2 protein-coding genes are annotated in these 2,991 nt (G+C 65.4%); both read left to right on the top strand.

Annotated elements, in window-relative coordinates:
* Window positions 1–130 precede the first annotated feature (130 nt).
* Window positions 131–1,003, top strand: a complete 873-nt coding sequence (locus VF584_19005; protein HEX8212272.1) for a hypothetical protein — start codon at window positions 131–133, stop codon at window positions 1,001–1,003.
* Between the two features lie 58 nt (window positions 1,004–1,061).
* Window positions 1,062–2,765: a M28 family metallopeptidase gene (locus VF584_19000; GenBank protein ID HEX8212271.1), complete on the top strand. Its 1,704-nt coding sequence runs from the start codon at window positions 1,062–1,064 to the stop codon at window positions 2,763–2,765.
* Window positions 2,766–2,991: the final 226 nt, after the last annotated feature.

The following is a 2,991-nucleotide window of genomic DNA, read 5'->3' as shown; positions in this document are numbered from 1 at the left end:
GGCGCATTCGAGTGTGCTCCGCGTAAGGTGGTTTGAGCTTCGCAACCCAAACCTACGCCTTCCGCGCGAGATCCAACACACCCGGGTGCGCCGTCATCTCTTTGCCCCCGCCTCGCTTCCGAGTTTCCGGATGGACACTAACTACCTACACGGGAACATGACTACAGAGGTGATTGTTGCGTTGTGGGCTGCTACCGCTGCCGTGGGATCCGCGCTCCTCACGATCTGGAGTCAGATGCGTGTGACGAAATTCATGGCAACGCACGAGATAAAGAAATCGGAGACAGACAAGCAACATGAGGTGGCACGCGCGATGGAGCGGTTCCAGGAACCCTTAATACGTGCAGCGTACGATCTCCAAAGCCGCCTCTACAACATCTCTGTTCAGAACTTCCTCAGACGCTACTACGTTCAGGGCACAGTGTCCGAGCGCAGCTATGTGGTGCGTAATACGCAGTTCCTTTTCGCTCAATATTTTGCATGGAACGAGATCATCCGTCGGCAGGTTCAGTTCGTGAACTTGGGCGAGCAGCAGCGGACGCGACGGCTTTCTGAACTCCAGGATACGATAACAAACCTCTGTACCTCGGATGAATATGGGCGGAAGTTCGGGATCTTCGCCGGTGAACAGCGGGCGATTGGGGAGCGAATGATTCGGGAGGCGCCATATGGGTTAGAGTGTATGGGCTACGCAGATTTCGTCGACACAATCGAAAAGCAACCCGGCCGGATCCCTTACCTGGACTCAGTTGAGGCAGACATCATTGAGCTTGCCACCGCAGCAAGTACGCGGCATCCGCGCCTTCTAGATCTGCAAGGATCGTTGATCGCGTTACTAGAGTTCCTCGATCCAGACTTCATGCGTTTCCCGCGTGAACGGCGATCGAGCCTCTCCGCGAAGCATGGTACTCAGAAGCTGGCTACGGCTCCGGTGGCGCTTCCAGGCTCCGGTATATTGAACATGGATCCCCCTGAGGCTAGCCGTCCGGACGCGGTACAGTGATCTTCCTTCTCTGGACTTCCGTTTCTGTCGGCTGCACTAATCATAGGAGAAATCCGCAATGAAGCTCTTCAGGTCCACCGTTCCCCTGCTGGCGCTCGCCGCCTGCGCCACTGCGGCGCCGGAGGGCGGGCCGGGAACCGCGCCGGCCGCGCAGACCGGTGCCGCGCACACCACCGCCGCCTCGGTGGCGATCGATCCCGCGCGGCTGGCGGCGCACGTGCGTACGCTGGCCTCGGACGAGTTCCTGGGGCGCGGGCCGGCCACGCCCGGCGAGGAAAAGACGGTGGCGTACATCGCCCAGCAGTTCCAGGCGGCCGGCCTGCAGCCCGGCGGCCCCAACGGGAGCTGGTACCAGGAGGTGCCGCTCCTGATGTCCGACATCGTGGGCACGCCGGAGCTGAGCCTCACGGTGGGCGGGCGGCGGCAGAACCTGACGCAGGGGGAGCAGATCGCCGTGCGCTCCACCATGCTCAACCAGGACCGCGTCGACATCCGCGGCGCGCCGCTCGTGTTCCTGGGCTACGGGGTGCAGGCGAAGGAGCGGAACTGGGACGACTTCAAGGGCGAGAACCTGCGCGGCAAGGTGGGGATCGTCCTGATCAACGACCCGGACTTCGAGACCGGGCAGGGCGACTTCGGCGGCAAGGCGATGACGTACTACGGCCGCTGGACCTACAAGTACGAGGAGGCCGCGCGGCAGGGGCTCGCCGGGCTGCTGATCGTGCACGAGACGGCGCCGGCGTCGTACGGGTGGGCGACGGTCAAGAACTCCAACACCAACACGATGTTCGACATCGTGCGCCCCGATCCGTCGGCGGTGCACCCGGCGCTGGAGGCGTGGATCCAGCGCGACGTGGCGGTGGAGCTGATGCGCGCGGCGGGCCAGGACTTCGAGGCGCTCAAGCGCCGCGCGCAGACGCGCGAGTTCCGGCCGGTGACGCTGACGGGCGCCACCTTCTCCGCCGGCTACGGCGTGCGGCGGGCCAACATCCGCTCGCGCAACGTGCTGGGGCGCATTCCGGGGAGCACGCGCCCCAACGAGACGATCCTGTACGGCGGCCACTGGGACCACCTGGGCGTGGGGCGGCCCGATGCGCGCGGCGACAGCATCTACAACGGCGCGGTGGACAATGCCACGGGGATCGCGGCGGTGATCGAGGTGGCGCGCGCCTTCGCCGCGGGGCCGCGGCCGGAACGGTCGGTGGTGTTCGCGGCGTGGACGGTGGAGGAGAAGGGGCTGCTCGGCTCCGAGTACTACGCCGCCAACCCGGTGTATCCGCTGGAGACCACCGTCGCCGGCTTCAACATCGACGCGCTCTCGCCCACGGGACCCGCGCGCGACGTGCTGGTGATCGGCTACGGGCAGAGCGAGCTGGAGGACCGGCTGGAGCGCGTGCTGGCCGCGAACGGGCGGGTGGTGGCGCGCGACCGAAGCCCGGAGGCGGGGTACTTCTACCGCTCCGACCACTTTCCCATGGCCAAGCGCGGCGTTCCCATGCTGTACGTGGACAGCGGCGAGGACCTGGTGGCCGGCGGCAGCGCCGCGGGCGAGGCTGCGGCCCAGGCGTACACCCGCGACCGCTACCACCAGCCGGCCGACGAGTTCGATGCGGCGACCTGGAACTTCCAGGGAATCGCGCAGGACGCGCTGGTGCTGCACCGGCTGGGGATGCAGCTCGCCAACTCGCGCGACTGGCCCAACTACCGCACCACCTCCGAGTTCCGGCCCACGCGCGACGCATCGGCGGCGCGGCGGCAGTAGCCCAACAGCGGTTTCACACAGAGACGCAGAGAGGTACGGAAAGGAAACGGAGGAACGTCGCAAAACCCTTCTTCTTTCTTGCCGTTTCCTCTGTGTCTCTGTGTAGGGGTTCGACAGCGCCTGCTGACACGCGCGCGTAACTGCTTGTGTTAGATGGAGATGCAACAAAGCCGCCCCGGGCGCATGTACAACGCGCCTGGAGCGGCCTCAGGTGGGTTAACCCGTT

Source organism: Longimicrobium sp. (assembly GCA_036389135.1).
Taxonomy (GTDB): domain Bacteria; phylum Gemmatimonadota; class Gemmatimonadetes; order Longimicrobiales; family Longimicrobiaceae; genus Longimicrobium.
This window is presented reverse-complemented; position numbering and strand designations above follow the sequence as displayed.

What these genes read in the sequence shown, in the direction of transcription:
- VF584_19000 (HEX8212271.1), top strand. Translation starts at nt 1,062, where the DNA reads ATGAAGCTCTTCAGGTCCACCGTTCCCCTGCTGGCGCTCGCCGCCTGC.
- VF584_19005 (HEX8212272.1), top strand. Translation starts at nt 131, where the DNA reads ATGGACACTAACTACCTACACGGGAACATGACTACAGAGGTGATTGTT.